Genomic DNA, 23929 nt, shown 5'->3' on the forward strand with positions numbered 1-23929 from the left:
GTTGAAGATTTTTCGCATCTTATCGGAGCGCTACCGTAACCGTCGCAGGCGATTTGGGCTACGGTTCAACTTGATCGCAGGCTTGCTGAACTATGAGCTTGCTCATCCAATTTGATTCGTGCAGGAGACATCATGAGCGCGATCGAATCTTGCTCACACCCACGAATGAAAATCTATTTTCAAAGCAGGTCTAATGAGCGCTCATTGTTGCACTTCAACGATTATGACTCTTACTTCAGCCGTTAAAGACCAATTACGTCAAGAGCACGCTCGGTTACACCAAGAACGCGATCGCCTCGCTCAAACTGTGACCTCGCAAACCGTGCTCGCCATTGATCAACTCGTGCAGCAAATTGATCGCCTGCTTGGAGTCCCAACGCGGATCGAGCCAACTCCCAAGGCTCAATCGGCTCAACCAAAATCGAAGCCTTCCTCTACTGCCAAACCTTCCCAACCTGCACCCAAGTCAACCGAGCTAGCTGGATTTGATGCCGCAAAGACTAAGCCAGCCTTTCAGTCCTCGAAATTGATGGATGCCGTGGTCAAAGCGATCAAACCGAAACAGTCAAAATCGATTGACCAACTGCTTGAAGACCTCTATGACCCATTTGATGCGGCTGACCTGAAGAAAGCGAGAATGAGCGTCGAGATCGCTGCGAATCACGCCGTCCGGAGAGGACTGTTGCAGAAGATTCAGGGCAAACCTGATCGGTTCGCTCGTGCCTGATGAGTGCGGATAAGATCGAGGTCGTCAGAGTGGAACGAGCAGGAACAACTCACGTCGTGCCGTTCTGAAAAGGCGGGCTAAAAGCTCTCACAGCGGTCTTGCCACAGCACTTCATAAATCCCTCGTTCCAGCGCCTCATCGGCGGCTTGACGCTGCTGTTGCAGCCGTTGGACTTCTTCCTCCCTACAAGGTTGGCATCATCCGTGCTTTGTACTGCTCGAACGGTTCTCGATAGAGATGGTACTTCGAGGACAGCAGTGCCATCACGTCTTGTACCACTTGTTTGACCTCTGCGTCAGTGGGCGGGACGGCTCCTTGACATGCCATTGTTCTTACCTCGTTATCTGTCAAAAAGCATCAGGTTATTGTTGGAAGCAACCGGGAACTGATCGCTGTCGCGAGCTTCGCTCCTTGTGCTGCTGAGAACATAGCATGACCCATGTGCCAGGATCTCCAACCTTCAAAATTGTTGTCGTCGCGACATCGATTGAGCGGTATCGCTTGCACTCATTCATCGAGTCTGGCTCAATTGAAACTGGCGTGGTTGCAAGACTGGACCGCGATCACAACGGCTTTACGCGAGATGCTGAGTCAGTTCGGTGTATAACCCTTGAGCCTGATCTGATTCTGGCTGTAAACGAGCTAGCTTTTGGTGTAACGGTGTCTTAACATCTGAGGTCAGAGCCATGTCAGCGTTGAAAGAATCTTGAACCTGATCCGGGCTATGTTGAGGTCTTGCTCACAGTTGAGTTGATTGACCCGAAATTCTGAACTAAATTGAATCCACTTGCAGGATATCCGAAGAGGAGCAAGCCGGTGCAAGTATCACGAATGGTCGCAGGAACAAAGCTGGGCTACAGCTATCAACTCTCGCTCGATGCGATCGAAACCCTGGGCGACACCTTGAGCAATCTCAGTCAGATCACATTCGCTTGGGCATTTGTTCACTTTCCCGAATATCTTGACCCGGATGCCGCCCAACGGCTAGCACTGCTCCTCTCTTCGAGGTACTCAATAAAGAAAGGTAAGGTTGATTGGTGCGCGACCCCTGATGAAAACAGATGCCTTTCAAGCGTTTATGCGATCGCGGTTTGAGATTTCGATCCCACTCACTCTTCGAGCTTCCCAGTGGCTACTATTCTCTGTAAGATTAATCAGACAGCAAACCGATATACTACCTAGCACCGAAACTATGGAGTTCCGCATATCATGTCTCATTCAACCGTGCATCTTGGCAACGCTGACTCACTCAGAGCTTGTCGAGGAAGAGTGATAATCCTCAGTCTATTTCTTGAGCGGGACTGGGACAAAGAAAGTTCCCTGTGGCTGATGCACAGTACGCTTCAGCTTGCAGAAGCAACGGCGCAACTCGCTCGGATCGAAGTCGAAGCAACAGAGCATTTTAGGGGACTGCCCCGATCAAATCACGACGAGATTCCTGATTCGTTGAATTGCCTCAAACAACAAGTCATCTCGCTTGTGCATCAACTTGCGATCGGACTCAACCCGAACGAACTTGAAGAATTGCAACCCGATCGCGTTGCTACCGTCCTTCATCTCGCTTACATTGCCGCTGTGCTTGCTTATCGTCAAACTATGATTTTTTACCAGGAGTAAGAATAAACTCAAGTTTTGACTGAGTTTGCATAATTGAGAGACAGACGGGACGCGCAGTGTGCTAGAAACTGAAATTTCGTCCTTGATGCCGAAAGCGGGAGAGTGAACTGGACTTCCTCATCATGTCGTTGATCGCGATTAGAAAGATATTGGAGAAGATTGCCCATGTGCTCGCCAACCGTCAGCGCTCTCACTCTCCTGCTTTCATTAGTCAGGATGCGGAGATTCGATAGAATATTAGTCCCCATCGATTGCTATAGTGTAAGCCTCGCCGAAAGGGTTTGCACTGCCGTGACTTGTGCTAATTTGGGAGTGGCTTAGGCAGGAATATCGCACAATGAAAGTGAACCAAGATTACAAGCGATCGGTGTCTGAGCTGAGAGAAGATGATTCGGCTATGTACGCTGGCGAAGTCGTGATATCAGCACGACGTTGGACAACCCAACAGCAATTAGAATGGCTCGATACCCATCCCTTGTTTACCGAGCGGTGTCCTCGTTGCGAAAGATCCATGAAGTTTGGTTCACGATCGTCTAAGCATTGGCAGTGTGACCACTGCGGATGGACGGATAGCTGAAAACAGCGCATTCTTCAGTCACAGCGATCAGAAGGGGAAGACACTATACTGACGAAGCGTTGGAAGCTGTTTTTGGTGAGAATTAACCATTGAAATCACTCATCCTGTATTTCTCTACCTCGATCGCACGGGTCAAGCCAACTCTAAGCTGAACTGTAGATTTTTGTCTTGCAGAGCAATATTAAATCTAGCTGATGTCAGAGCTTTAATCTTTCCAGTATCCTTCAACTAAACGATATCCATGCTCAACAGCACATTTGGGAAAAGCTGCGAAGAAGCGCGACTATCGTTCTCGGAGTCTCCGTAGCTCACCCAGCCTGAAAATCTAAGTCGTTGTGCAATTGCGCCCATCAGGTGTTCGCGAGCAACTGTATCCGTATCGACAATAATATCGTCAAGGAGATATGGATACAGTGATAGAAGCGCCATCAGTTGATCGTCGCTCGTCTCTATTCCACAGCAATCGCGCACCACGCGAATCGCCCATGCCTGCTGTTCCGAATTAAGCTGCATTGTCTTTGCCAATTGATTTATGTCGTGAGCTTCGCTGCACCGAAGATGTTCGCGGTATTGTTAGACTGATTCAGACAAAACGACAACGGGTAGATCAGTTATGACGTTGATCAAGCAACGGATTGAAGAAGCGTAAACATCGATCGCAATTTGTTGGCATCTGAATCAAAGCCTTTTCTGGTGGACTAATCTAGAGAATTAAAACTTAGAGATTTACGGATATGCCCACTCGGAAATCCTCAGCTTCTGCTAGTGTCTATCAAATCAAGGTCACGCTCCTAGAGTTACGCCCTCCGATCTGGCGACGGGTGCAAGTTCGTAGCGACATCACGTTAGGTGAGCTACATCAAATCATTCAAACCGCGATGGGTTGGACAAACTCTCATCTGCACCTGTTTCTGATTCAAGGGCTGGAATATGGTGAACCTGCCCCAGAATATGACTGGGAAGTCAAGGATGAACGCAAAGTCAAAATAAACCGAGTTGTGGCTGGAGAGAAGTTCAAGTTTCGCTACACCTACGATATGGGAGACAGTTGGGAGCATGAGATCTTGATTGAGAAGATTCTGCCTGCTGCTGATATTCCCCGCTATGGAATTTGTGTCACCGGGAAGCGAGCTTGTCCTCCTGAAGACTGCGGTGGCACTTGGGGGTATACAGAGCTAGTGGAAACCTTGCGAGATCCAAATCATCCCGAACATGAATCGATGCTGGAGTGGGTTGGAGGAGCATTCAATCCAGAGGCATTTGAGCCAGTTGAAGTGAATGAAGCCTTACGACAACTGAGATAAACCAAAAGGAGCGACAAGTGTGCCTACGCGATGTGCAATGAGTGCCTCATGTGATCGCTCTAATTCGGTGCTGACTGGAGCAATCAGCACGATCGAAAAAACTGCAACGATTTGCCTTGATTATGCCAAACCCAGTCCCGCCTCTTGCATCGCACGGTTTAATTCAGTCAACACACCCAGTTGAACTGCCCAAGTTGCGAGATAGGCTTGATCCAAAGCGCCGCGTTGAACTTTCAAGACTCCTAAGATGTCTTGCCACTGTTGATCTGAATCTGTGCCAGAGCGCCAAACGAGCTTTTGCAGCACAATGTCTTCAGCAGAGCAAACAAAGATCGGAACCCCCGGAATGTCGAGCAGTTGTCGTCGCTGCATTTTACTATAGGCGAAGGGTTCGTTTTTTAGGATAAACAGATCTGCTTTTTCGACACTCCGATTATCAAGAACGTTAAACGACTTACGGGGATTAGGGTCTGTGAGTGCTTCAATCACCGAAGTTTCACTGATGTAGAAGTCCTCAGCCAGAAAAGCATCGACCAGTGGTTGCACTTGGGGACGCTCGATCTCAATGACTAAATCGATGTCGCGCGTATTTCGACTTTCGCCGTAGATTGAACTTGCAAATGAGCCACCCACGTAATACTCAATCTGGAGGGCATCAAGAATGGCGATGACTTTGCGGCTAAACGCGATCGGGTCAAGGATCATCGGTTCTGCCTCTGGGTATTTCAGACAATTGATCCACTCGGCTCCGAGTCTTTTCAGCGCAACGGCTCGACAAGTTCGTGGTGTAGCTCCGAGCGATCGCATTGCAGTGTTAAAGGCACAATAGCGATCGACTCGTTCTATCAAAGAGAGTTGCCGCAGCCGCTCAAACATAATCCAGTCAATTTCAGGACTGGTATCTTGGGATTGAGCGCGATATCCAGAAGGAATTGAAAGCGCAGGAATCAGCGGCATGAGTGGGGAAGAGATGAGTCTATCTTTCTATTCTCGCTCAAAACTGACTGTGAATGAGCACAAGATCCAGCGCAATTCGCAAAGTAATTGGCGCATCTGTGAATTCTGGAGATGAGGCAAGCGTGTACTGTTCAATTCTCGATCGCAACTATCTATCTAAGACACAATCATTCATCACGTCATTGTAATAACCAAGACTGCAAGTCACCGCTATCTATTCAGATCATCCGCTGATTTGAATAGACAGTTCTCAAATTATTAGCAGCAGGCAGCAAATTACTCATCTGGAGCATTCGCTTGTTGCCGGAAACTCCGTAAGCACACCGCAAGAAGCGCGATCGCGTTCATGTGCTTGAATTTCTCAAGTCGATGATCTAGGATTGAGCAATTCAGGTGAATGATTTGAGGTGCATTACTGCGATGGTCAACAATCGTCATATCAGTTTTGGGGCAGGTGGAACTTACAACGAATCCGTTCAGGTTCAAGGTGACTTTGTGCAAGGCAATAAAGCTGTCAATCAAGACTTGGATCAAGCGATAGCGGAGATTCAGAAACTACTGCATCAACTTCAAAGCCAGTGCTCTTCAGAAGCAGCGACACATAAAGCAGCCGATGAACTTGCGACTCAAGCAAAAGCCGATCCTGAACGTAAGCAAACTCTGATGGAATTGGGGCGCTATATTGCGGCGAATGGTGGAATCGAAGCTGGAATTGGCAAAGTGATTGAGCTTGCTCTCAAATTATTAATCGGCGTATAGTCTCAAAAGATTCAACCATCAGAAAGCAGTGCGAGGAGTTTCCGAAGAATGTTAACCGTTCGATGCTGGTGGTTGCTTTCAGGAAGAAGGTTCGCTTACTACTGTGCGATTGTAATCCTTGTAGCGATTGCTCTGTGGCTGGGGGAAGTTGAAAGAGTGCCAAGATTTGTCAAAACCGCGATCGGCATTCCGATGTTCAGCTTCAGTTTTTACCTCTGGCATCTGGCATCAAAAATTGCAGACCCTCAAGCACAGAGAGTAACACCACAAACGTCTGAGAAATCCGTTGATCGTTCAATTCATCTCGGTTCTGGAAGCACTTATAATGAATCGCTTAACGTTCAAGGCGACTATGTACAGGGCGACAAGTACAATGTGTTCAACCACTTCAACTTTGATCAAGATGCCTCTAGCGCTGTCGCTGAGATAGAAAAGCTGCTAAAGCAGTTAGAGAAAAAAGTCAGTCATCCTGAGACTGTTCAACAGCAGACCATACAGGATCTTGCAGTCCTAGTGCGTCATCATCCCAAGATTAATCAGGTTGTGTACGACTGGCTTAAGGCTTTAGAAATCCCCGCTCCGATCGACGAGATTGATGCGGCTGAAAAGATAGTTGCAGTTGCATCCAAGGCAGACCATCATTCACCCCAACAATCGTTTTTTCAGTTAGACCAACGGTATCGCCGCCTCGAATACTTACTCAAAACCGCGCAGTGGCAGGAAGCTGACGATGAGACAATTCGAGTGATTGCAAAGCTGATGCCAGGTCGGGTATCAAAACATGGCTGTACGCATATCGATGTTTCTCAGATTTCTCCAAAAGCTTTGAGGACGATTAATCGACTGTGGTTAGAAGCGAGTGGGGGTCGATTTGGTTTGAGTGTCCAAAAACGAATTTGGCAGAGAATCAAAGCCCATCAAGAACGCAGATCCGGATCGTATCGATCTGACTATGAGATGTTCGTCGAGGCTGTGGGTTGGTCGAACGAATCAGGACGAGTTTACCATACAGACTTTGACTATTTGATCACGAACCCAAAAGGGCATTTGCCTATGAAAATTCTGCTTTGGGAGACCTATGATTCAAGCTCAAATTATTGCTATCTCAGTCATTGTTTATTTGATGAACTGATGGAGCGTGAGTACTCGAATGTCTCATTTCTTCCCGATTGGTTGCGAGAATGGTTACTTCTAGATTGACAGTGCCCAGTGTGATCGTGATACTCCTAAACGCTACATATCTATTTCAAGAAAGGATTTTTGATCTTGACAAAATGCTTTTTTCTTGTAGAGTATTTGTACTACTACAAAGATAATCATGGTTCCTCTCACGCTACCGCAACAGCGTCTTGTCGATTGGCTTGCAAATCATTTCCGCCGTTTTGAGTATTGTCCCGTCGTTCGAGAAATTATGACGGGACTAGGCTATACTTCGACGGCTCCAGTTCAATCGCTGGTAGCTATTCTGGTGAGAAAAGGTGTGTTGGTTCAGGTTGAGCAAACTGCTCGAACAATTCGATTTACTGAAGCATGGTTACAGGAGAACGGCGAGAAGTAGGGACTGACAGTCCCTAGGTTTCGGCTGCCGATTTTGGGAACGATCGCGGCTCATAGCTTAGTTGAAATCTTTCCTGATGCGTCGATCGAATGGTTAGAGTTGCCTGGACGTAAGCCGAAGGGAAGCGATACCTGGTATGTACTGCAAGTTCGAGGCGATAGTATGATCGGCGCTTTGATCGACCACAATGATTTGATCATCATGCGCCCAGAACCGAATGCTTTCACACTCAAAGCTGGGACGATTGTGGCTGCGAGAGAAGGAACGCGAACGACGTTGAAGTATTTCTATCGAAAGGGCGATCAGGTGACGCTGCAACCTGCTAATGCTGCTTATCCCTCAACCACTGTTCGTGCTGACCAAGTTGACATTCAAGGCGTGTATGTGGAATTAGTGCGGAAATTGTGGGAGGACGGTTATCAATGACCTATGGTTATAGTACTTGCAATGTGAATTTGGAATTATCCGAAGCAGAGTTGGAAGACGATCGTGAAGACTGGGACTGCACCGATTACGACGACTGGCTCAGCGAGCAGTACTCTGAGCTTGCGGAGTTTTATCAGCAGGTTTCGGATGATGAAATGTCGTTACGGCACGATCTCATCGTGAGCGATTACGAGTTTCAGGCACGAGGCGGCTTTTTGCCTGGAGATACGGTAATGGCAGAAGTAGAACCTGGATGCTGGTCGCGCAGTACAGTGCTATTGGTGGGTATATCGGTATTAGTTGTGGTGATAGAGCGGTCGACTGTGATTCAAGTTGCGCCACAAATGAATGCTTGGTGGCTGGATGCGTAGGAAAGGCTTGCAGAGGAATTCGCAAAATCGGCAGCGCATTCAGGATGATTCGTGAAGGTGCGAATCCGATTAATATGCTGTTAAGCATACCAGAGGTTCGAGCAGAGGTATTTCTCAAAATTACGATCGAGGTTGCAAGTCCGGTTCAGCCAGAAGGAACGGGAATGAAAGCGATCGTGTTCCCATCCTCTGCTCTCGCCAAAAATGCAGCTTCATGAAGGGACTAGAGAACCGCAGTCAAACCGGTGTGCATTTCTTAAGCGAATCTTCTGACCAAAGTTGCATTGCTAGGTCTAGCCACTCGTTGAAGTCGTCTTGGGTTACTTGGATGATGTTCATAGCTTATGAGGTGCGATCGCGCTTATTGTGTAGCGTGGCGGAACGCCTACCCGCCCCTGGTTCAGCGAAGCAATCAGGGGATAACCGCGAGTTCGTTTTCCAGTATTGGCTCTCTTCACAAGAAGAACGGCAAGAAAGTAACAGTCGCATCAAAAGCAGAAGTAAATTAAAGAACATTTTTGAATACCTGAAAAGTCTCTTTCAAGCACCAGATCTCAAGAGAAAGTTAGGGTTCAACCTCAGAAACGAATGCGGTGAGGGATTGAATGCTTGAGCTACTTGTTTTAGCAACGGTTAGGTAGCCGGAGTAAAAGTTGTCTTGTCATTGTCCCGGTTTCTGTTGCGTGGATAGCATAGATAGATACGTCTCCTTCGGGACGTTCATGGAGGAATAATGCCATATTTGCGAATCACTTGCCCATTCATCGACCAGAACCAGCGCCAGCAGATTGCTGAAGCACTCACGGTCGCCATCAATGATTTGTTCTACAATCCGAAGGGTCGCTTCACTCGTGAAGAACTGCGCGATCGCACCACGATTCATTTCTTCCCCTACTCAGAGGGTGATGTATTCATCGGCGGCAGAACGCCGAGCGATCGCGGACAGCCAGATGTCACGATCGAATTATCAGATTGGGGGATGTCTGTACGACAACAGCGCAAAGTTGCTGTGCAATTAACGCCTCAAATTGCAAAGTTGTTTGCGATCGACGAGCGCGATTTCGACGCAATCAACATTCGCTTTCATTCTTATCCGCCGACCGATTTTGCTCTAGGAGGACGATTGCTTTCTGATGTGATTCCAAAGATCGCTCAAGTCATGAAACGGATGTTCGGGTGACTTGAAACTTGACTACGATCGAATGAAAGCAGATTCATTACCAAGACCAACCTAATCTTCCTTTCAAGGCGAACGCTTCCCATTGTAATCGCTCTGAGTTTTGCCACCCTCATTCCAGTAAGCGTACCAATAGGGTCCGTGCCCAACGATCTCAATGTCTCCGTCCATGCAAAAGCACCCTTCTCAATAGCAGCGACGGTACTACAATACGTATATCTTGCCATAATAGTACTGAGTTTCGCGCTCCTTTAAAAGCTGAGTGAGTCAATCATGAAGAAGTTGCTGATCGGTCGGTGTGAGGCGTTCGATTGAGGCTTGCAGTACGGGCAGATAATGTCACGCCGATCACAGTTGCAACACAGCTAGTCTTCTACATCGTTGATATCCTCGATCGAATCCAAGCTGGACTCAACTATACCAACTACCTCCTCTATTATTTGAACCTAACCCCCAGTCATCAAGCGTCGCGTTAGGACTATTGGGAGAATTACTCGTTGTGCCGTCTATCCTTGAACTCTTGCATTAGTTGCCTACTCGTTATGAACTCCGCACCTGTTCGCATCACTGGTTGCAATGGGAGTTAGAAGACAGTCAGGGGTTAATCGCAATGAAAGAAACTTCTCTCGACCGCGAACAGGAAACTAAACAACTATGCACTTTCAGTGCATAGTTGTTTAGTTGATTTTCTTTCGCTGGGTCGTGAAGCTCAAGAACGAGATTTAGAAAATGCGCTTGTGGCTCATATTCGAGATTTCCTTTTAGAGTTAGGGGTCGGATTCGCGTTTGTAGGGAGCCAGTACCGTCTTCAGGTCGGAAATGAAGACTTTTACATTGATTTATTGTTCTATCATCTCAAGCTCCGCTGCTTTGTGATCATTGATCTAAAGATGACTGAGTTCACGCCGGAAATGAGCGGCAAGATGAGCTTTTATCCTTCGGCTGTCGATGATTTGCTGCGCCATCCCGGAGATCAACCATCGATCGGTTTAATCCTGTGCAAGTCTAAAAGTCGCACGATCGTAGAATGTGCGCTGCGGAACATTAATCGACCAATCGGCGTTTCCACGCATGAGATTTGGGAGAGCTTACCCGATACGCTCAAGAACAGTCTCCCCTCGATCGAGCAGCTTGAATTAGAGATGGAGACGCTGATCGAAGAGAGCGATCGCTCTTGAAATATCTCAGGCTGAGTGAACTGTGGCAAGATTGCTGTAGGTCGCTGGCGATTCGGCATGGATACTGAGGAACTTGTAGGCAGCATTGAATCGATCGTCTTTTCTTCCGCCGATACTGGGTTTACGGTCGCCCGATTGCAAACGGCGGCAGAAGAAACGGTGACGATCGTGGGCAATTTTGCCGCGCTCAATCAGGGACAACCGCTCATTCTTGCGGGCACTTGGCGGACTCATCCTCGGTATGGCGCACAGTTTCAAGTCCAACACTATCGCGAAAATATTCCCGATACGATCGCGGGTATCGAAACTTATCTCGGTAGCGGCATAATTCGCGGTATTGGTCCTGCAATGGCGAAACGCATTGTCGATCGCTTCGGACTCGATACGCTGACGATTCTCGATACCGAAATCGAGCGATTGATCGAAGTCAAAGGCATTGCCCAAGCGAAATTAGCTCAGATTCGTTCTACCTGGATTGGGCAGCGACAGCTTCACACGATCATGATATTCCTACAAACCTACGGCATTGCAAAGAGCCAAGCGGTCCGAGTGTTGAAGCACTACGGCGAAGATGCGATCGCCATCGTTTCCAACAATCCGTTTCAGCTTGCAGCCGAGATTCGCGGTATCGGGTTTCACTCTGCGGATGGAATTGCAACTCAATTAGGCATTGCTCCCGATTCTGAGTACCGCTACCGCAGCGCAATTTTACACAGTTTGCGAGAGGCAGGACGCGACGGACATTGTTTCTTGCCGCATACCGCGATCGTCGATCGGACTGTTCGCCTCCTAGCTCGTGCTGACTACTGCCCACAGGCTGAAGTAATCGAACAGCAGCTTGCATGGTTAGTTGCGGCTGAGGAGTTACGAGTCGAAGAAAGCCGCAAGTATCCAGGACGGTTGGGTTATTATCTGCCTGCATTTTACCGGGCAGAAACCGCGATCGCGTCTCGACTGAAACAACGACTGAATCAAGCCGCGATCGTGGACGGTGACTTCGTGCAGACTTGGATGCAGCAGTATTGTGAAGCCTCGGATGTGCCCTTATCGATCGAGCAACGTCAAGCGGTAGTCCTTGCAGCATCAGAGCGAGTAGTGATTCTTACCGGAGGTCCAGGCGTTGGGAAATCTCATACCGTTCGTGCGATCGTTGAACTGTGGGAAGCGATGGGAAAACGGGTTGCTCTAGCTTCTCCGACCGGAAGAGCCGCACGACGACTCACCGAACTGAGTGGACGACAAGCTTCAACGCTGCACCGCTTGCTCGAATACGAGCCGAGAAGCGGTGACTTTCAGCGCGATGAAACACGACCCATTTCAGCGGATTGTATCGTGGTCGATGAGTTTTCGATGGCAGATTTGTTTTTGGCTCACGCGCTAATGAAAGCAGTTTCAATCCAGTCCCAACTGCTGATCGTGGGCGATGTCGATCAACTTCCCAGTGTTGGACCCGGAGCAGTACTGCGAGAGTTGATTGCTTCCCAACAAGTGCCCGTGGTGCGATTAACTCAAGTGTGGCGACAGGCTCAAAATTCTGCGATCGTGCGTCAAGCTCATGCGATCAACCGGGGTGAACTTTTAGAGATCGAACGCTTTTCTCCTTCGATACAATCGGACTGCATCTGGATGCCGTCCCACTCCCCGCAGCATGGGATCGAGTGTATTCGCCAATTAATCGGTGAAACAATTCCTCAACTGGGATGGAATGCCTTTAACGATGTGCAGATTCTCTGCCCAATGATCAAAGGTGAGATTGGAACGAAAGCGATCAACACGATGATGCAAGACTTGCTCAATCCGTCAGAACCTCAAACGCTTGAATTGCAGTCTGAGGGATTGATGTTTCGGGTAGGAGATCGCGTGATTCAGCTTGAGAATGACTATGAGCGAGAGGTGATGAACGGAGAATTAGGAGTAATTGAAACATATGATGCCGAAGCGCAAGTGTTAGGCGTTCAATTTGAGGATCATTGGGTGGAATATCAGCGCAGTGAATGGGATCAAATGTCACTGGCATATGGCATTACGGGGCACAAGGCGCAGGGGTCGGAGTTTCCGGTAACGATCGTGCCTTTATTTATGCAAAATGCGGTGATGCTGAGTCGCCCGTGGCTTTATACAACGCTGACTCGTGCCAAACACCTGGCGATTTTGGTAGGACAACCGCAAGCACTGCGTCATGCGATCGCTCAATGTCGCGAACAACGTCGATATACTCTATTGAGCCAACGCTTGCAAGAACAGGCTGAGGTCGCAAAGACAAGTGAGCCGTAAGGATAACGCGGTTGCGTGTTGAGAGTTCGATCGATGCTTCTGAACGAACGTGAAAGGGTGGCAGGTAAAAGCCACCGAGAAACAAGAGCGGATCGACGATCGACATCCGCACAAGGTCTTCAAGCAGGGGCGGATAATTGAGCAGGTTAATGAAGCCGTCAACCATTTGATCGAGGAGTTGCTGCTCGATTGGAGTCACCGTTGGTAAATCATCTTGCCACTTGCGGAAGAAGTCATCGTCCCAAATGAGTTGCAGACTGAAGCGGTCAATGAGGTCGCGAAGGCTGATTGCTTTGGCTTGTAGAATCTGAACCATATTCGCTCCGGAGACTTTACTTGGATAGAAATTTACACAGATTGCTGCTCTCTCGCCTCCTGTTTCCAGTGACTCTAGCTCAATTCATCACACTGTTTTCTTAGGTACTTTCTCGCGCAACTGCACTCTTAAAGATTGGCATCACAACCGCGAATTGGGTAATAGCTGAATACTCCATGTATCACTCACTCAGCCTCGAACACGCCCCCGGTTGCGTAAGAGTAGACTTTCGCAGGCAGCCGTTTGCCATTGAGCGTGTAACCTTCGTATTGGCAGCGATCGCAGGTGAAGTCATTGCCAGTAGAATTGATGTGACGAACGCAAGGATTTTCATGCTGTAATACTGAGTGTTGGTCTAGAGCATCAGCGTGTGAAGAATTGAACCGAAACTGCAACTATCAATGCTCTACATGAAGAAAAATTATTAGACTGCGATCGCCTGATGCGAGATCGTCACTCTTTACTAATGTTGGCGAAGGAACTCAACTTTTCTTTTTCAAACTGTAGGCACATGATTTTCAACTGCTTGAATCAAGTTTCCAATGGCTCTGTCTAACCTTTCATGAAGCAACCTGCCGAGTTGCGTTTGATAGAAACTCGATCAGTTGTTGAATTAATGGGTGCTGCTGAACAGCTTGAATTTGAGCAGGACTAAGATGATTGAGCATCTCTACCAGTTCGGCATTATCAACAAACGATGAGGATAAGAGAGATGGAATCGAGGGCGCTGCCAAAAAAACTTTGAACGGCGTTTCAGGTGAACTGGCGGGATACAGCATCGTGTTCACTAGCTCGATTTTCTCCCCCACTTCAACGGGGTTATCGGTGTCCGCATCGAGTACTAGAGCAACCGGGCGCATTCGGTCAGACAATAGTGTGCCTGCGGCAGACCGAGCAGAGTATTTCCCATGTGCGGCATAGAACGTCAGATGTTGAGCAAGGTCTGAGGGAAGAAGTTTTTTCAGAATCGCGACATCAGTTTCGCGATCAGTGACAACATAGGCTAAAGTCATGGCAAATCTCCCAGGTTGATTTTGAAGTTGGGTAAGGCGCGTTCTACACAGTATCGATATTTTTGCATCAGCCCGATTCGCAGTCGTTGATGATTGAGCGCATAATCGATCTCCGTCCCGTCCCACAGCAGAATGGCTTGATTTGCATTGTACTGTGCCAGAATCTGGGTCGCTTCGGTGAACTCGGTTGTGCTGAACACAATGCCAATCACACCTGCGGGTCGGCGGAGTAGTTGGTTGCGGAGTTTAGCGACGGGTTCGATTGCGACATTACTAGCTTGGTCTTTGCATTCGACGAGGCAAGATAGCCCATCGCTGTAAACGGCTCCATCAATCTGCTCAAGGACGGTTCCGGCAATTGGGATGCTGTAGGGATAGGTTACATCAGCTCCTTCGAGTTCAAAGGCGCGGATAATCAGGTATTCGAGAGCTTTGCCGGGTTCCCAATCGGGAGTCTCGCAGGCTTGAATCTGAGTCCAGAGATCGAGGAGTTGAACGTGACCCTTGCGGTATCTGCGAAGCAGCGCGTAAGTTTCGATACGGTGTTGATATTCGGCGGCGGTGGTCATGCGATCGAGAAAAAGAATCCGCTTTTCATTCTCCGACTTTTTTGAAGAGATCCAGATTCTAATTTATGGTGCTATGGCTTCGTGTGTAGTTTTAATCGAATTACAAATTTTCTTCGTGACCAGATAATGGGCGAGAACGATGGTGTGATGCTTCGTGTTCTTCAACGTATTGCTGAACGAATTCTACGATCGTCTCGTTCATGCTGGTTGCATTTAGAGCGCAAGCAGCTTTAAACCGGTCGCGTAAAGTTTTGCTGGGCAGATAAATCTTGAGAATAGCTTTTGATTTGTCTTCGTCTGTAGACACAGGCAACTCGCGAGGTTTTACACCAATTACAGCTTTGGGTGCAATTATCCCTCTAAACTCAAGCATTTGGATTTTTAGGTGCATTAGACATGTTTACACCTAATGCACCTATCTTGTATAGTTTGATAGAGAGCCTCGCCTGTTCCTCCAAAAGCATGATGAGAAAGCGAAAAAGCAAGTGCAACCAATACACATTTCAGCCATATCAAATGTCGATAAGTCATCATCTAGATTCAATGTTGGCGATCGCGTTCGCTGGTTTCGCGTTCCCACGCAAGATTTCGGCACTGTCATTGACCGCGTTTACGGCTCAGAGGGCAGTGTCCAAGTCCTCGGCTGGCACTACTTGGTTCAGCTTGACACCCATAGCCCCTCGTTTGCTCACTGTAAAACAGACTACGGCTTCGAGGAAGACTTAGCCCTGCTGGAAAAGAATCAATGCGACTAAATCAAACTCAGACTGAACTGCTGACGCAACTCCTCGCATTGCCGCTGCTCTCGCCTGATGAGTTTGTCGCGCGGTGGACGCTCAATTATCGGCAAATCAGCCAAATCTGCTGCTGTTCAATCTCGACCGTCGAACACTGGTTCATCAGCGATGGGTCTGCTCGTCGATCGCCTGCTGAAAGTTATCAGAAGTTATTGGCGATCGCGGACTTCCTGCTGACTCACAGCGTCGAGATTGACTATGTGTGGCGATTGCTGCAAGCGTGAACAATGGTTACACTGGGTGTTGTCAGATTGACAGCTTTCATGTCGTTTTAACAGGGATTTGAGCGATCGACTTGGCAGACGCGATTACCCCGTCTTTAATGTCATCAGTCCTGGTTCGAGACCACGCTGATGAATAACCCTCGCCCCTCTCAATCTGCTCCCGCTTCGATTACCACGGTGATTGGTTTAACCCAAGTATTGCCCAATCGCTTCACGCTCCCCAGATACCAGTTAGGGCAAACCGTGCAGTGGATCAATGTTTCTCCAAGCGGCTTTGGCACGATCGTCGGTTTAGTCTACGCCAACGGCGTGAGCGTCGTGGCGGATGGCTATCATTATTTGGTGCTGCTGGATCGCTCTTGCCCTTCGTTCTCCGACTGTGCTGCGGATTGGGCTTTCGAGGAAGACATTGACTTGATTCGCCTTGAGGTTGCCGCCTGATGTACCCAATCGACGAGCAGTGGGCGTTGTTTGATCGCTACAAGAACTGCCCACCACCGCTCTCACCGCAAACCTCTCTGCAACAGTGGGAACTGGATTATCCGGATGTGGCGCGACTCGTGGGCGTGAGTCGGCATACCGTTGCCCACTGGTTTAGTACAGGCGCAGGCAGTCGTCTCGCACCAGAGCATCACTGTCGTCGGTTGGCGACGATCGACTTCTTGTGGCGCAATGCGGAACGGCTACCTTACGAGCTACTCGACGAATGGTGCGATTTGCCCGATGAGCAAGCGATCTCGGTGGAAGACGCAGAAGACGATTTGACGATCGCTGCGGCAGATGCAGAAGATGCAGAGCCACCGCAATAAAGCGAACGGTCTTCACACAATCCTGTCGCTACGACATCGTTTCGAGATCGCAGCTTGCACAAACGTGAAGCGGTCGATTTAATGAAGTGGAACGTTAATACCCTTGTACGCTTATGGTTTCTTCTTTGACTTTAGGAAAGTTGCAGTTCGGACGCATCGTATCGGCAAGCACAATGGCTGGCAAAACGGGACAATTCAAGCACTGACAAAGATACACCTGCTTCCTTAACTTTTGCATCAATCACTTGAAAAAGATTGAAATGAGTAATACAAGTGTACGATATCGATTGAGGCACTCCCGATGACGATCGCGCTTGATCTCGCCGCCCATCAAACGCTCCGACAACGCTATCTCGACTACATCGAACTCCAACTCGGTGAACTCCACACTCAAGTCGCTCAACAACTGGAGGACTTAAAGATCAATGAACATCCTTTCCTCATCGCGCAACTCGTCACCCTAGACCGCTTTCGTTCTCAAATTGAACGTGATGCTCGTTGCCTGCTCGGCACTGACGGGTTTGTAGCTCAAATGGCGGCTTGGCGTGAAGACTGCACTCGATGTCCCGACAACGAACTAGAACTTGATGCCGACTTGTCCACCTGGCGGCTTCATACTTTGCCGTTTCCTGTGCAGGTTCTTCAGCATCGTCTGGTAACCGACAACTGGGCATACAACGACGAGAATCACTACACCGAGTATCGGTATGAGTTGGATGTGCAACTTGGCACTTGGCTCAAAACAGTGAGTGGCTCGATCGCACATTTGTCTCCGGGTGAGCCGATGAGCTACGGACGGATGGATTTTCGTTCTCAGCAGTATGAGATTGCGTATTGCTTGAAGTCTCGACAGCGCTACAATGAGCCACCCGTATTGGAATGGGAGGAACTGAACTGGACAGTTGAGCAAGAGCGGCAACTCAAACAAGAACTGAGTTGTCTGCTGGCGTTTGTCGGGGATTTGTTTGTGGTGCGATCTGAAGTCGAAACCTTCCGCTATCCGATGCAGCGTCGTTCGGACTAACTGTTGTGACTTCTATACGCCTGTAACTCTTCCATAGTTACTGCAAGCGCTCTATTTATCTGCAATCAAGTTCTCCTATTCTCTTCGCAAGGATTCATGACACCCACTGCTCTACTCGCTCCCTACAAAGCTTTGGTGCAAGACCACCAAGCACAGTTCAATGGGCGGATTAAACAACTGCACACGATAGTGACTCAAACATTGTCGGAATTGCAACAGCAAGAACAACCGTTCGTGACCGCGCAGGCACAGTTCCTCGAACAACTCTGCACTCAGTTAGCGATCGATGCTCGTTGCCTGCTCAACTCTGTTGAATTGACTGATTTTGTTGCAGAGGTCAACACCTTTCCGCCCACTCAGCGTTGGACTGCTGAACCTGTTCTGGAAATTGACGCTGATTCGGTTCGTTGGCTGCTGACCAGACGAGATCTCGCGGTATCGATTCGCGACTATGTGACTGAAGTGGATCACGATGCTTACGACGATGAACGCACGCACACCACTTATGGCTACCGTGTCACCATTGCGATCCACGATCAAACTGCAACTCTCAGCGTCATTACACAGCGCATCTATTCTCCAACTCAACAGGAGTCTTACAACCTACGGCAACTGCTCGATTATGATCTTGAGCCAGAAATTATCTCACTACTCAAACCCCTTGCCCTCGAATCGAACGAGCAGGCTCAATTGAGTCAGGAATTAGCTTACCTGCTTGGATGTGCGATTCGCTTGCTTGCGATCACCCCTGTTTCGGTGCAGTTTCGCTATCCGGCGGAGGCAGTCCGATGAAGGAAATTTGGGTGAGCTTATCAACGTATGGTGGTGTTCCGACTCGCACTGTTTTGGAGACGTTTTGGACAGCGGGTGTTCGTCATGTTGAGTTAGCCATTGGCGTGAAGCCGAGTGCAGATACTGTAGAAGTGCTTCAGGAATATGGACAGTGCGAAATGCAGTATCGTGCCCATCATGCGATCGTCTGGCAGGAACATCGCGCTGCTACGCAGATACCGCAAGGGTCGTTTAATTTAGCTCAGCAGTTTGACCGATCGTACTTCGAGCGCTTGACCGACTGGATGGCAGGCATGAATATCATCGCTTACTCGGTGCATCCCGGCAGTGTTAGCGTTCATCGATCAGACTCATTTGATCAGTGGTTAGATCACTTGGAACAGTTAGCGCAGTTATGTTGCGATCGACGCATTCGATTCGGCGTAGAAACGATGTATCCCTCTGTGTTCGATCACACCCGTCGCGACTTGATGCGATCGCTGATGGAGATCGAGCAGTTTCTGACTGTTCTACCTCAAATCGAAATCGTTGTAGATATGGCACATCTCAACCTGTGGCATGATTGCTCAATAGAAGAGAAATTGCGCTTGTTCCAACTTGCACAGAATCGCATTTTAGAGATTCACATTTCAGACAATGATGGACTGCGTGACACTCACACTGCAATCAATGAGCGAACATGGTGGGTGCCGCATATCGCTAGTTTTCCTTCAGATGTCCCGATCGTGCTAGAGAGTCGGATGAATCATCAAAGCAGTGAACAAGTCCGCCAGCAGATTCAATATGTCCAAGCCCTTTTTGACTGACTCATGATCCATGAACCAGGAACACACCGAGCAATTGTTTGAGCGATTCGATCGCTTATATCGAGGACGACATCGACCGCAGACAGAGAACTTGATGTGCTACGGCTTCTGTTGTGGCGATGGCTGGTTCGATCTAATTTGGCAGTTGTCCGAGCAAATCGAAGCGTATTGCCAGCAGCATCCCCAAGCCCAGGACTTGATGGCAACTCAGGTGAAGGAGAAATTTGGTGAACTGCGATTTTACACTCAGCCTAAGATCTGGGATGTCGAGTATCTCATTGACGCTGCTCGAATGAGATCACTCCAAACCTGTGAACTGACTGGTGCACCCGGCAATCTATGCAAGCTTCAGTCAGAAGTCGATTTTTGCTGCTACCAGACGCTGAGTGCCCAAAAAGCAACTGAACTTGGCTTTGTCCCCATACCGAGGAGCATCCATCCGCGTCTCCCTCCACGTTCCGAACCTAATCCTTAATCTTGAGGCAATCATGCTCGAACTGAGACCGAATCAAATCCTCGTTAGGCTGAGTGCCGCGCATCTCGAAGAGTGCCGCCAGTGGCAGGAGCAAATTGAAACTGAGTGGCGGCAGGCTCAACAGCAACGACAAGTCAGTCAAGCTCCTGATGTTCCGCCGCTCCCGATTCCCCGTCGGGGTGGAGCAATCGGGGGTGCATTCACCTACACGATTCGACTCACCCCGCACGGGTATCACCTCGCCGTAAAAGATGCTATTTCTCAGAGTGAACGCGAGTGGACTACATCTGGTGTTTGTTCAGATTGGGTGGTTTTCGCCGTGCTGTATGAGCGGGAATATCAGTTGCTCGTTCAGGAGTTCGATCGAATCAAGGGCGACTCGTTTGAGGATTGGGTACAGCGCCTCGTGTATTCGTTTTGCGACAACACACTCGGTCGCGTCACCCGAGTACTCGACTTGCACACGGGAACACAACTCGACCTCACCGATTATGAAGGGTGGTAACTGAAGTTCCATCTGATCTGATGTTTAAGTTTTATGCCCGAATTAGAACGACTTGACAGACTCAGACCTATGCCCCTTTTTCTTGTAACCAGCTTGTATGACGAGGGCATCTCACCGAATCTCGTTCGTCTGGTTGAAGCAGACTCCGTACTCGCGATCGCTGCCCATATGCTCCAAGAGCCTGAGCAGTGGGGCTACTTTCTCTACCGTTCCTTCAAGCAGGAGTTAGAGATCGACACACTCACTCCCCAACAACTGCTAGAACGCATCAATCACACCTTTGTCGATGGTGACTCAACCGCTCAACTGCGAATTACACCGCTCACCGCGCAATCGCTCGACGCGATCGCAACGATGCCATCATTCCAGCCCGGTGCCATGTTCTCTGACTTTGGCTAACTCAGATCTTGCAGCATTCTCAATAGGGCTTGCCAAAAGGGACAAAACCTGAAAGAAAGGGCGTAGAAAAAAGATAAGACGGTTATGGAAACCATCGTTGTACACGCCCAATCGCTAGTTTATAGCCTGCTTTGCTTGATGCCTAGTTCCTATCAAAAAGCCAGCCTGAATGCTCTGTTTGGTCTATTTCTCGAAGCGTTAGGACATCCCTTACCTCAGCACACTCAGGTCAAATCTGCGAGTTCACTGAGTCGATTTTTGAATCATTACACCTGGTCTACTCGCAGCGTGATTCGAGTCACGCGCCAGCACATCTTTGACCAATTGAAGCAGCATCGTCCCCGGCGGGATATGCCCCTACGAGTGCTGATTGACCTGACGACATTGGAGAAATGCGGCAAGTTCTTGCATCTGAGTACTCCGACCGAGAACCCAGATGCACCTGACCCCTGGGTGCGAATGCTCAACGGCAAGCGAGGACTACATTTAGTCGTGCTGTATCTAAACTTGGGGGACTGGCGCATCCCCTGGAGTTTTCGCATTTGGCGAGGCAAGGGGCATCCGAGTCCTTCCCAGTTAGCCTGTAAATTACTCGCGCAGGTTCCGACCCCTTTGGTGCGCTCCGCACCAGTGATTGTGCTGGCAGACACCGAGTTTGGCACAATGGAGTTTCTCCAAGCCGTTCGCGCTCGCGGGTGGCGCGCTGTTGTCGGAATGCGGGGAAATCGCAAACTCCAAGACGGGCGCAATCTCAAGCAACTTTACTGCACCAGTCGTCAAGGCATTCAAGTCCAGGTTGCGGGCATTGCTTTACCACTCACTGTTTCTTGGTTCTGGCTCAAACAAGCCAATGGTAAACGAGAACTGCGCTTTGTCGTCTCCACTTATCCTGACTCTGGCACTTATCTGGTGCGTTTGGGGCGCAAACGCTGGGCAATTGAAAGCTTCTTCAAAACCATCAAGCATCGCTTTGGGCTGCACTGCTTTGGTCAATCGACAAAACAGGGGGTCTATCGCTGGCTGGTGCTGTCCTTGATTGCTTTCCTGTTAGCGCATTGGCTGTATCAGAGTGCAAAACTGCCATCACTCGATTGGAAAGTGGCAGGCGACCTCACTTTATCAGTTTTGTTTGCCTCTGTCTTGTGGTTTCAACTGCTGCGTCAGATGCGAAAATCGGTGGAACTCGCTGCACAGTTTGGATTTGAAATAATGCTGAGAACATTGCCGAGTCTTGCTTATCGAGAACGGTGCAAGATCTGAGTTATCCTTAGATTCGGTTTCTTTATCATGTTTTCTTGCTCATAAGACCCAAGAGAAGTCTGCTATTCCTTTCGGTCAGGGACAAATCTTGAATCCCTATCTCCCCGATTACAGGCGAGCATTCGCTTTTTCTCTCATCCTTTATCCCCCAAAGCATTCGGTCTTTGTTGCCTCGGACTTACTAGAAAATGTTCGACCTTCTCTAGACTTTGTTGGACTTACCCTGTTGCGTCGTTTAGTGTTCTGTTCTCTGTTAGATGTTGTCTTTCCTGCGATGTGGTTGGTATTCACACGATCTGATGAACCTAAGGCATCAGACCTCCACATTTACCTTTTGGTCAGAGCCTAGCAGCCTGATTTGGCTCTTTCGCTGATTACGCAGTTTAATCGACAATTCACTTGCGTTCATCATGAGAAAACTCCCTCTTGCTCTTTGACTGATTAAGGCTATCAGTCTCAGCTACTTTCGGGGTCTGCATTCCGTCTGTTTCGTTGCCTACTCAGACGTGACCGGACTCGCTTCGAGTCTTCTCCGCGAGGGTAACAGGTGTGAATCTGCTAGGGGAGTCGGCTCCCTGGACTAAACGACCAGTTCAGGTCGCACTCAAGTGACAGCGACACAGGCGGGTTGGCGACAGTCAGGAATCCTGCCCAACGACTGATCATAATTGTCGCGACAACTGCGATCGGAGCCGAAAGCTATATACAGTGAACAATGCCTGTGTGTGGTGTTTACGGCTGACGTTGTACGATCGCTTTTTTAGAACAGGATTTCTGGCTGTCGTCCCGCCGATCATGACTGTCATTTAATAGCTGGTTGTGGGCGCAACACCATTCGGGATTTTGTTTGGCACACTCGCCATTAAAAGTGGAGTCTCGATCGCTGCAACGCTGGCGATGTCTGTGTTCGTGTTTGCCGGATCAGCACAGTTTATCGCGATCGGTTTAATTGCCAGCGGAACGCCAGTCGCGCTAATTTGGTTCACAACGTTCGTGGTCAATCTGCGTCATCTTCTCTACGCAATGAGTTTGCTTCCGTATGTGGGAAAACTCTCTGGGCGATGGCGATTGATCATCGGGTTTTGGTTGACCGATGAATCGTTCGCAGTCTCGATCGCTCGTTACAATCGATCAGACAACTCACCCTTCAAACATTGGTATTACTTGGGTGCAGCCTTGTTCATGTACGGCAACTGGCAACTATGTACTGCGATCGGCATTTGGCTCGGTCAACAGATTCCTGATGCTACTGAGTGGGGCTTGGATTTCGCCATGTCAGTGACATTTATTGGGATGGTTGTTCCCTACATCGTGACAGTTCCAATGCTGATCACTGTTTTAGTAGCAGGCATCACAGCATTGTTGACTCATCCTCTGCCGCATCAATTAGGCTTGCTAGTCGCCGCATTAACAGGCGTAATGGCAGGATTTACCGTAGAGCAATTTCGCACAAAGGAATCACAATGAACGAAGTCTATTTGATTGTAGGCATGATGGGCGTGACCTTCGCGATTCGTTATGCAGTATTGGGGATAGGCGGACGATTGCACCTTTCCCAAACATTCACGCATCTATTGAAGTACATTCCGCCAGCGGTGCTGACTGCGATCGTTGTTCCTGAAGTGTTGCTGTCAAACGATCAGCCGTTCACTGGAATTAATCCTCGCTTGGTCGGTGCGATCGTGGCGATACTCGCGAGTTACCGAACTCAGAATCTGTTGTTGACGATCGCGCTCGGAATGCTCACGTTTTTTGTTTTCAAGCTGATTCGTTAGAGCATCAATGGTCATTCTTGCTAACGCCATCATCGTTAGCCTATCAGCTTTTTAGGATGTGCTGCTCCTGAATCAGAGGTTGCCCAATTTAATTGCGGAGTGAATCGCAATTATTTTCCACCTCTAAATAATCGGTTGATGAAGTGAAAAGCCGCTAAGATCACGACAAATCAACTTTGAAGTCGGAGTCAGCATCATGGCAAGCATCGAAGTCATTATTCGAGACGACGATGGCAATAT

At 48.8% G+C, this 23929-nt stretch carries 38 protein-coding genes and 1 pseudogene; 30 read left to right on the plus strand and 9 right to left on the minus strand.

The features are described 5' to 3' along the window. Positions 1-115 (plus strand): annotated as a pseudogene (locus ACQ4M5_RS40045) (IS5/IS1182 family transposase); the annotation flags it as partial. Between the two features lie 108 nt (positions 116-223). Next, positions 224-727: a hypothetical protein gene (locus tag ACQ4M5_RS40050; protein ID WP_430681378.1), complete on the plus strand. Its 504-nt coding sequence runs from the start codon at positions 224-226 to the stop codon at positions 725-727. Positions 728-910: 183 nt separating this feature from the next. On the opposite strand, the gene ACQ4M5_RS40055 is transcribed toward ACQ4M5_RS40050, so the two are convergent. Then, the gene (locus tag ACQ4M5_RS40055) at positions 911-1054 is read right to left on the minus strand and encodes a hypothetical protein (protein WP_430681379.1); all 144 of its coding nucleotides are present in this window, start codon (positions 1052-1054) and stop codon (positions 911-913) included. Positions 1055-1159: 105 nt separating this feature from the next. Between ACQ4M5_RS40055 and ACQ4M5_RS40060 the strand changes: the two genes are divergently transcribed. The 4 genes from ACQ4M5_RS40060 (at position 1160) to ACQ4M5_RS40075 (ending at position 2921) form a co-directional block, all read left to right on the plus strand. Next, a complete protein-coding gene (locus ACQ4M5_RS40060) occupies positions 1160-1396 on the plus strand; it encodes a hypothetical protein (RefSeq protein ID WP_430681380.1) in 237 nt (78 codons plus the stop codon). A gap of 147 nt (positions 1397-1543) precedes the next feature. After that, positions 1544-1822: a hypothetical protein gene (locus ACQ4M5_RS40065; protein WP_430681381.1), complete on the plus strand. Its 279-nt coding sequence runs from the start codon at positions 1544-1546 to the stop codon at positions 1820-1822. Positions 1823-1936: 114 nt separating this feature from the next. Continuing rightward, complete coding sequence (locus ACQ4M5_RS40070) at positions 1937-2344, plus strand: hypothetical protein (RefSeq protein WP_430681382.1); 408 nt, start codon at positions 1937-1939, stop codon at positions 2342-2344. A gap of 337 nt (positions 2345-2681) precedes the next feature. After that, positions 2682-2921: a hypothetical protein gene (locus ACQ4M5_RS40075; RefSeq protein ID WP_430681383.1), complete on the plus strand. Its 240-nt coding sequence runs from the start codon at positions 2682-2684 to the stop codon at positions 2919-2921. Between the two features lie 228 nt (positions 2922-3149). Here ACQ4M5_RS40075 and ACQ4M5_RS40080 read toward each other — a convergent pair whose 3' ends face one another. Continuing rightward, the gene (locus ACQ4M5_RS40080) at positions 3150-3434 is read right to left on the minus strand and encodes a hypothetical protein (protein WP_430681384.1); all 285 of its coding nucleotides are present in this window, start codon (positions 3432-3434) and stop codon (positions 3150-3152) included. Positions 3435-3655: 221 nt separating this feature from the next. Here ACQ4M5_RS40080 and ACQ4M5_RS40085 point away from each other — a divergent pair, with 221 nt between their 5' ends. After that, positions 3656-4225: a plasmid pRiA4b ORF-3 family protein gene (locus ACQ4M5_RS40085; RefSeq protein WP_430681385.1), complete on the plus strand. Its 570-nt coding sequence runs from the start codon at positions 3656-3658 to the stop codon at positions 4223-4225. A 120-nt stretch (positions 4226-4345) separates the two neighbouring features. On the opposite strand, the gene ACQ4M5_RS40090 is transcribed toward ACQ4M5_RS40085, so the two are convergent. Continuing rightward, the gene (locus tag ACQ4M5_RS40090; protein ID WP_430681386.1) at positions 4346-5182 is read right to left on the minus strand and encodes a hypothetical protein; all 837 of its coding nucleotides are present in this window, start codon (positions 5180-5182) and stop codon (positions 4346-4348) included. 276 nt (positions 5183-5458) lie between these two features. Then, complete coding sequence (locus ACQ4M5_RS40095) at positions 5459-5620, minus strand: hypothetical protein (RefSeq protein WP_430681387.1); 162 nt, start codon at positions 5618-5620, stop codon at positions 5459-5461. Here ACQ4M5_RS40095 and ACQ4M5_RS40100 point away from each other — a divergent pair. From ACQ4M5_RS40100 to ACQ4M5_RS40145, 10 genes are all read left to right on the plus strand, one after another. After that, the gene (locus tag ACQ4M5_RS40100) at positions 5603-5941 is read left to right on the plus strand and encodes a hypothetical protein (RefSeq protein ID WP_430681388.1); all 339 of its coding nucleotides are present in this window, start codon (positions 5603-5605) and stop codon (positions 5939-5941) included. The two genes, ACQ4M5_RS40095 and ACQ4M5_RS40100, sit on opposite strands and share 18 nt — an antisense overlap. A 156-nt stretch (positions 5942-6097) precedes the next feature. After that, positions 6098-7141, plus strand: a complete 1044-nt coding sequence (locus ACQ4M5_RS40105) for a GUN4 domain-containing protein (protein ID WP_430681389.1) — start codon at positions 6098-6100, stop codon at positions 7139-7141. Positions 7142-7259: 118 nt separating this feature from the next. Next, complete coding sequence (locus ACQ4M5_RS40110; protein WP_430681390.1) at positions 7260-7499, plus strand: hypothetical protein; 240 nt, start codon at positions 7260-7262, stop codon at positions 7497-7499. A 33-nt stretch (positions 7500-7532) separates the two neighbouring features. After that, positions 7533-7925: a LexA family protein gene (locus ACQ4M5_RS40115; RefSeq protein WP_430681391.1), complete on the plus strand. Its 393-nt coding sequence runs from the start codon at positions 7533-7535 to the stop codon at positions 7923-7925. Next, positions 7922-8296, plus strand: coding sequence for a hypothetical protein (locus ACQ4M5_RS40120; protein ID WP_430681392.1), 375 nt, complete (start codon positions 7922-7924; stop codon positions 8294-8296). The genes ACQ4M5_RS40115 and ACQ4M5_RS40120 overlap by 4 nt, the downstream gene beginning before the upstream one ends. Before the next feature lie 44 nt (positions 8297-8340). Continuing rightward, positions 8341-8514, plus strand: a complete 174-nt coding sequence (locus ACQ4M5_RS40125; RefSeq protein ID WP_430681393.1) for a hypothetical protein — start codon at positions 8341-8343, stop codon at positions 8512-8514. A 515-nt stretch (positions 8515-9029) separates the two neighbouring features. Continuing rightward, the gene (locus tag ACQ4M5_RS40130) at positions 9030-9476 is read left to right on the plus strand and encodes a hypothetical protein (protein WP_430681394.1); all 447 of its coding nucleotides are present in this window, start codon (positions 9030-9032) and stop codon (positions 9474-9476) included. Positions 9477-10138: 662 nt separating this feature from the next. Then, a complete protein-coding gene (locus tag ACQ4M5_RS40135) occupies positions 10139-10651 on the plus strand; it encodes a PDDEXK nuclease domain-containing protein (RefSeq protein WP_430681395.1) in 513 nt (170 codons plus the stop codon). 57 nt (positions 10652-10708) lie between these two features. Further along, positions 10709-12925 carry an SF1B family DNA helicase RecD2 gene (gene recD2, locus ACQ4M5_RS40140; RefSeq protein ID WP_430681396.1) on the plus strand — a complete coding sequence of 739 codons (2217 nt, stop codon included), beginning with the start codon at positions 10709-10711 and terminating at the stop codon, positions 12923-12925. 49 nt (positions 12926-12974) lie between these two features. Continuing rightward, positions 12975-13133, plus strand: coding sequence for a hypothetical protein (locus ACQ4M5_RS40145; RefSeq protein ID WP_430681397.1), 159 nt, complete (start codon positions 12975-12977; stop codon positions 13131-13133). Positions 13134-13426: 293 nt separating this feature from the next. Here the strand turns inward: ACQ4M5_RS40145 and ACQ4M5_RS40150 are convergent, their stop codons facing one another. The 4 genes from ACQ4M5_RS40150 to ACQ4M5_RS40165 form a co-directional block, all read right to left on the minus strand. Continuing rightward, positions 13427-13636 (minus strand): hypothetical protein, encoded by a 210-nt coding sequence (locus ACQ4M5_RS40150; protein ID WP_430681398.1) that lies wholly within the window; start codon positions 13634-13636, stop codon positions 13427-13429. A 165-nt stretch (positions 13637-13801) separates the two neighbouring features. Continuing rightward, positions 13802-14254, minus strand: coding sequence for a hypothetical protein (locus ACQ4M5_RS40155; protein WP_430681399.1), 453 nt, complete (start codon positions 14252-14254; stop codon positions 13802-13804). Beyond that, complete coding sequence (locus ACQ4M5_RS40160) at positions 14251-14823, minus strand: restriction endonuclease (protein WP_430681400.1); 573 nt, start codon at positions 14821-14823, stop codon at positions 14251-14253. Before ACQ4M5_RS40160 ends, ACQ4M5_RS40155 begins: the two co-directional genes overlap by 4 nt. Positions 14824-14923: 100 nt before the next feature. Beyond that, the gene (locus ACQ4M5_RS40165) at positions 14924-15196 is read right to left on the minus strand and encodes a plasmid partition protein ParG (RefSeq protein ID WP_430681401.1); all 273 of its coding nucleotides are present in this window, start codon (positions 15194-15196) and stop codon (positions 14924-14926) included. Positions 15197-15308: 112 nt separating this feature from the next. On the opposite strand from ACQ4M5_RS40165, the gene ACQ4M5_RS40170 reads away from it, so the two are divergent. The 11 genes from ACQ4M5_RS40170 (at position 15309) to ACQ4M5_RS40220 (ending at position 21914) form a co-directional block, all read left to right on the plus strand. Continuing rightward, positions 15309-15578, plus strand: a complete 270-nt coding sequence (locus ACQ4M5_RS40170) for a hypothetical protein (RefSeq protein WP_430681402.1) — start codon at positions 15309-15311, stop codon at positions 15576-15578. Next, positions 15569-15844, plus strand: a complete 276-nt coding sequence (locus ACQ4M5_RS40175) for a hypothetical protein (protein WP_430681403.1) — start codon at positions 15569-15571, stop codon at positions 15842-15844. The genes ACQ4M5_RS40170 and ACQ4M5_RS40175 overlap by 10 nt, the downstream gene beginning before the upstream one ends. A 129-nt stretch (positions 15845-15973) precedes the next feature. Further along, positions 15974-16285 (plus strand): hypothetical protein, encoded by a 312-nt coding sequence (locus ACQ4M5_RS40180; protein ID WP_430681404.1) that lies wholly within the window; start codon positions 15974-15976, stop codon positions 16283-16285. Next, entirely contained in the window at positions 16285-16653 is a 369-nt protein-coding gene (locus ACQ4M5_RS40185; protein ID WP_430681405.1) for a hypothetical protein, read from the plus strand. The genes ACQ4M5_RS40180 and ACQ4M5_RS40185 overlap by 1 nt, the downstream gene beginning before the upstream one ends. Before the next feature lie 301 nt (positions 16654-16954). Continuing rightward, positions 16955-17677 carry a hypothetical protein gene (locus tag ACQ4M5_RS40190; RefSeq protein ID WP_430681406.1) on the plus strand — a complete coding sequence of 241 codons (723 nt, stop codon included), beginning with the start codon at positions 16955-16957 and terminating at the stop codon, positions 17675-17677. A 96-nt stretch (positions 17678-17773) separates the two neighbouring features. Further along, positions 17774-18469: a hypothetical protein gene (locus ACQ4M5_RS40195; RefSeq protein ID WP_430681407.1), complete on the plus strand. Its 696-nt coding sequence runs from the start codon at positions 17774-17776 to the stop codon at positions 18467-18469. After that, positions 18466-19275: a TIM barrel protein gene (locus tag ACQ4M5_RS40200; RefSeq protein WP_430681408.1), complete on the plus strand. Its 810-nt coding sequence runs from the start codon at positions 18466-18468 to the stop codon at positions 19273-19275. Before ACQ4M5_RS40195 ends, ACQ4M5_RS40200 begins: the two co-directional genes overlap by 4 nt. A gap of 10 nt (positions 19276-19285) precedes the next feature. Then, the gene (locus ACQ4M5_RS40205; RefSeq protein ID WP_430681409.1) at positions 19286-19750 is read left to right on the plus strand and encodes a hypothetical protein; all 465 of its coding nucleotides are present in this window, start codon (positions 19286-19288) and stop codon (positions 19748-19750) included. A 13-nt stretch (positions 19751-19763) separates the two neighbouring features. Next, positions 19764-20255: a hypothetical protein gene (locus ACQ4M5_RS40210; RefSeq protein ID WP_430681410.1), complete on the plus strand. Its 492-nt coding sequence runs from the start codon at positions 19764-19766 to the stop codon at positions 20253-20255. Positions 20256-20324: 69 nt separating this feature from the next. After that, entirely contained in the window at positions 20325-20654 is a 330-nt protein-coding gene (locus tag ACQ4M5_RS40215; RefSeq protein WP_430681411.1) for a hypothetical protein, read from the plus strand. A gap of 84 nt (positions 20655-20738) precedes the next feature. Beyond that, positions 20739-21914: a transposase gene (locus tag ACQ4M5_RS40220; RefSeq protein ID WP_430681412.1), complete on the plus strand. Its 1176-nt coding sequence runs from the start codon at positions 20739-20741 to the stop codon at positions 21912-21914. A 662-nt stretch (positions 21915-22576) separates the two neighbouring features. Here the strand turns inward: ACQ4M5_RS40220 and ACQ4M5_RS40225 are convergent. Beyond that, the gene (locus ACQ4M5_RS40225; RefSeq protein WP_430681413.1) at positions 22577-22720 is read right to left on the minus strand and encodes a hypothetical protein; all 144 of its coding nucleotides are present in this window, start codon (positions 22718-22720) and stop codon (positions 22577-22579) included. Positions 22721-22733: 13 nt separating this feature from the next. Between ACQ4M5_RS40225 and ACQ4M5_RS40230 the strand changes: the two genes are divergently transcribed. Together ACQ4M5_RS40230 and ACQ4M5_RS40235 are read left to right on the plus strand one after the other, a co-directional pair. Next, a complete protein-coding gene (locus ACQ4M5_RS40230) occupies positions 22734-23381 on the plus strand; it encodes an AzlC family ABC transporter permease (RefSeq protein ID WP_430681414.1) in 648 nt (215 codons plus the stop codon). Continuing rightward, complete coding sequence (locus tag ACQ4M5_RS40235) at positions 23378-23689, plus strand: AzlD domain-containing protein (RefSeq protein WP_430681415.1); 312 nt, start codon at positions 23378-23380, stop codon at positions 23687-23689. Before ACQ4M5_RS40230 ends, ACQ4M5_RS40235 begins: the two co-directional genes overlap by 4 nt. The last annotated feature ends 240 nt before the right edge of the window (positions 23690-23929 follow it).

Source organism: Leptolyngbya sp. AN10 (assembly GCF_050565645.1).
In the GTDB taxonomy this organism is placed as follows: domain Bacteria; phylum Cyanobacteriota; class Cyanobacteriia; order Leptolyngbyales; family Leptolyngbyaceae; genus Leptolyngbya.

Excerpts from the sequence above, each read along its gene's own strand:
- ACQ4M5_RS40050 (WP_430681378.1), top strand. The coding sequence starts at position 224 with ATGACTCTTACTTCAGCCGTTAAAGACCAATTACGTCAAGAGCACGCT.
- ACQ4M5_RS40055 (WP_430681379.1), bottom strand. The coding sequence starts at position 1,054 with ATGGCATGTCAAGGAGCCGTCCCGCCCACTGACGCAGAGGTCAAACAA.
- ACQ4M5_RS40060 (WP_430681380.1), top strand. The coding sequence starts at position 1,160 with ATGACCCATGTGCCAGGATCTCCAACCTTCAAAATTGTTGTCGTCGCG.
- ACQ4M5_RS40070 (WP_430681382.1), top strand. The coding sequence starts at position 1,937 with ATGTCTCATTCAACCGTGCATCTTGGCAACGCTGACTCACTCAGAGCT.
- ACQ4M5_RS40075 (WP_430681383.1), top strand. The coding sequence starts at position 2,682 with ATGAAAGTGAACCAAGATTACAAGCGATCGGTGTCTGAGCTGAGAGAA.
- ACQ4M5_RS40080 (WP_430681384.1), bottom strand. The coding sequence starts at position 3,434 with ATGCAGCTTAATTCGGAACAGCAGGCATGGGCGATTCGCGTGGTGCGC.
- ACQ4M5_RS40085 (WP_430681385.1), top strand. The coding sequence starts at position 3,656 with ATGCCCACTCGGAAATCCTCAGCTTCTGCTAGTGTCTATCAAATCAAG.
- ACQ4M5_RS40090 (WP_430681386.1), bottom strand. The coding sequence starts at position 5,182 with ATGCCGCTGATTCCTGCGCTTTCAATTCCTTCTGGATATCGCGCTCAA.
- ACQ4M5_RS40100 (WP_430681388.1), top strand. The coding sequence starts at position 5,603 with ATGGTCAACAATCGTCATATCAGTTTTGGGGCAGGTGGAACTTACAAC.
- ACQ4M5_RS40095 (WP_430681387.1), bottom strand. The coding sequence starts at position 5,620 with ATGACGATTGTTGACCATCGCAGTAATGCACCTCAAATCATTCACCTG.
- ACQ4M5_RS40110 (WP_430681390.1), top strand. The coding sequence starts at position 7,260 with ATGGTTCCTCTCACGCTACCGCAACAGCGTCTTGTCGATTGGCTTGCA.
- ACQ4M5_RS40120 (WP_430681392.1), top strand. The coding sequence starts at position 7,922 with ATGACCTATGGTTATAGTACTTGCAATGTGAATTTGGAATTATCCGAA.
- ACQ4M5_RS40125 (WP_430681393.1), top strand. The coding sequence starts at position 8,341 with ATGATTCGTGAAGGTGCGAATCCGATTAATATGCTGTTAAGCATACCA.
- ACQ4M5_RS40130 (WP_430681394.1), top strand. The coding sequence starts at position 9,030 with ATGCCATATTTGCGAATCACTTGCCCATTCATCGACCAGAACCAGCGC.
- recD2 (WP_430681396.1), top strand. The coding sequence starts at position 10,709 with ATGGATACTGAGGAACTTGTAGGCAGCATTGAATCGATCGTCTTTTCT.
- ACQ4M5_RS40155 (WP_430681399.1), bottom strand. The coding sequence starts at position 14,254 with ATGACTTTAGCCTATGTTGTCACTGATCGCGAAACTGATGTCGCGATT.
- ACQ4M5_RS40160 (WP_430681400.1), bottom strand. The coding sequence starts at position 14,823 with ATGACCACCGCCGCCGAATATCAACACCGTATCGAAACTTACGCGCTG.
- ACQ4M5_RS40165 (WP_430681401.1), bottom strand. The coding sequence starts at position 15,196 with ATGCTTGAGTTTAGAGGGATAATTGCACCCAAAGCTGTAATTGGTGTA.
- ACQ4M5_RS40175 (WP_430681403.1), top strand. The coding sequence starts at position 15,569 with ATGCGACTAAATCAAACTCAGACTGAACTGCTGACGCAACTCCTCGCA.
- ACQ4M5_RS40180 (WP_430681404.1), top strand. The coding sequence starts at position 15,974 with ATGAATAACCCTCGCCCCTCTCAATCTGCTCCCGCTTCGATTACCACG.
- ACQ4M5_RS40185 (WP_430681405.1), top strand. The coding sequence starts at position 16,285 with ATGTACCCAATCGACGAGCAGTGGGCGTTGTTTGATCGCTACAAGAAC.
- ACQ4M5_RS40190 (WP_430681406.1), top strand. The coding sequence starts at position 16,955 with ATGACGATCGCGCTTGATCTCGCCGCCCATCAAACGCTCCGACAACGC.
- ACQ4M5_RS40195 (WP_430681407.1), top strand. The coding sequence starts at position 17,774 with ATGACACCCACTGCTCTACTCGCTCCCTACAAAGCTTTGGTGCAAGAC.
- ACQ4M5_RS40200 (WP_430681408.1), top strand. The coding sequence starts at position 18,466 with ATGAAGGAAATTTGGGTGAGCTTATCAACGTATGGTGGTGTTCCGACT.
- ACQ4M5_RS40205 (WP_430681409.1), top strand. The coding sequence starts at position 19,286 with ATGAACCAGGAACACACCGAGCAATTGTTTGAGCGATTCGATCGCTTA.
- ACQ4M5_RS40210 (WP_430681410.1), top strand. The coding sequence starts at position 19,764 with ATGCTCGAACTGAGACCGAATCAAATCCTCGTTAGGCTGAGTGCCGCG.
- ACQ4M5_RS40215 (WP_430681411.1), top strand. The coding sequence starts at position 20,325 with ATGCCCCTTTTTCTTGTAACCAGCTTGTATGACGAGGGCATCTCACCG.
- ACQ4M5_RS40220 (WP_430681412.1), top strand. The coding sequence starts at position 20,739 with ATGGAAACCATCGTTGTACACGCCCAATCGCTAGTTTATAGCCTGCTT.
- ACQ4M5_RS40225 (WP_430681413.1), bottom strand. The coding sequence starts at position 22,720 with ATGACAGTCATGATCGGCGGGACGACAGCCAGAAATCCTGTTCTAAAA.
- ACQ4M5_RS40235 (WP_430681415.1), top strand. The coding sequence starts at position 23,378 with ATGAACGAAGTCTATTTGATTGTAGGCATGATGGGCGTGACCTTCGCG.